Genomic DNA, 1,025 nt, shown 5'->3' with positions numbered 1-1,025 from the left:
CACGCGCAACACGCCGTGCGCGTCAGGCAGCGCAATGCCGATATCGCCGTTGAACAGCCCGAGCGCATAGTCGTTGCGCGTCACCATGATCGGCCGCCCCGTGAACCAGTGCGCGCCGACTGCGAGCGGCACACGCGCCGCGTGGCGCACGTGCGCGGCCACCAGCGCATTGACGTGCTCCGCACCGCGCAAGCCGCTGCGGGTCGCGCACAGGATCCGGAACCGGTTGAGCGCGTCGAACAGCGGCAGCGGATCGGGCACCGGCGCGGCCAGCGTGTCGCGCAACGCGTCGAGATAAGCACCGAACCGCCGCGCGAGCCGCTCGACCGTCGACGCCGCGAGCGACTCGCCTGCATCGTCGTGGAACGACGCGGCGGCGGAATCGTCGGCGGGCAGCGCGTCGAGCGCGGCCTGCACGTCGCCGCTGCGGATCGCGAGCGACAGCCTCCCGATCGGCGAATCGAGACCGAAGCGGTAATTGCGTTCGAGCCAGACCACGCAGTCGGCAAGCGGTGCGGGTGCGGGCGTATTGGACGCAGCGGCGGGTTCGCCCGGCGGTATCGATGTGACCGACGCAAGCGCCGCGTCGCCTGCGTCGAACGGCGGCAGCTCGACGGCGTCGAGCCACGCCAGTTCGTCGACCTCGATCCACGCTGGGGCCTCGCCTGCCTCACCAGGCCCACCGGTTTCGGTCGACACCGGGCCTGCGGCCGGCAGCGGCGCAACGTCGGTCGGCGACGCTTCGTCATCCTGCGGTTCGTCATCGAAGAGCGATGCCTGTCGCTCATCGACTTTGCGTCGCGACGCCGGTTTGCGTGTAGCGGCGGCAGCGGATGCCGACGGAGGTGCCGGGGCGCGGGCGACGGCGGAAACCGGATGCGCGGCGGGAACGGCTTCGTCCTGCACCGGCAACGCCGCGACGACTGCCGCCTCGTCGATGCCGAGCGCCTGCGCGATGCGTGTACGCGCCGCGGCGGTGAACGCCTGCCGTCCGCTCAAACGTGCGAACACCGACGCTGGCGGGA

1 pseudogene is annotated in these 1,025 nt (G+C 71.6%); it reads right to left on the bottom strand.

The annotated features are described in order from the left end of the window. Positions 1-1,025, bottom strand: a pseudogene (locus G3N99_RS40935) (exodeoxyribonuclease V subunit alpha); the annotation flags it as partial.

The sequence above is a fragment of the Burkholderia sp. Ac-20392 genome, from assembly GCF_017104585.1.
In the GTDB taxonomy this organism is placed as follows: Bacteria; Pseudomonadota; Gammaproteobacteria; order Burkholderiales; family Burkholderiaceae; genus Burkholderia; species Burkholderia lata.
The sequence above is the reverse complement of the archived record's forward strand: the minus strand, read 5'-3'. Positions and strand labels throughout refer to the sequence as shown.